Here is a 216-nt window from a genome sequence, read left to right as displayed (position 1 = left end):
TGCCCAACACCACATTGAAGGTTTCGCTGGGCTCACTGACGCCATCGCCGTTGACGGTGACGGTGATCAGTTGCAGCGTCTCGCCTGCCACAAAGGTTAGGGAGCCACTGGTCGAGTCGTAGTCATTGCCGCCAACGGCTGGATCACCGAGGGCACTGGCGCTGCCATCGGTGGTGTTGTAGTCAACAGAAATGTCCGTTTGGCTAGGATTGCTCA

The 216-nt window shown here is 57.9% G+C and carries 1 protein-coding gene; it reads right to left on the bottom strand.

The features are described from left to right. Positions 1-216 (bottom strand): Calx-beta domain-containing protein (locus JUJ53_RS00205; RefSeq protein ID WP_204149994.1); only part of this gene is annotated, 216 nt, incomplete at both ends.

This window comes from Leptolyngbya sp. CCY15150 (assembly GCF_016888135.1).
In the GTDB taxonomy this organism is placed as follows: domain Bacteria; phylum Cyanobacteriota; class Cyanobacteriia; order RECH01; family RECH01; genus RECH01.
This window is presented reverse-complemented; position numbering and strand designations above follow the sequence as displayed.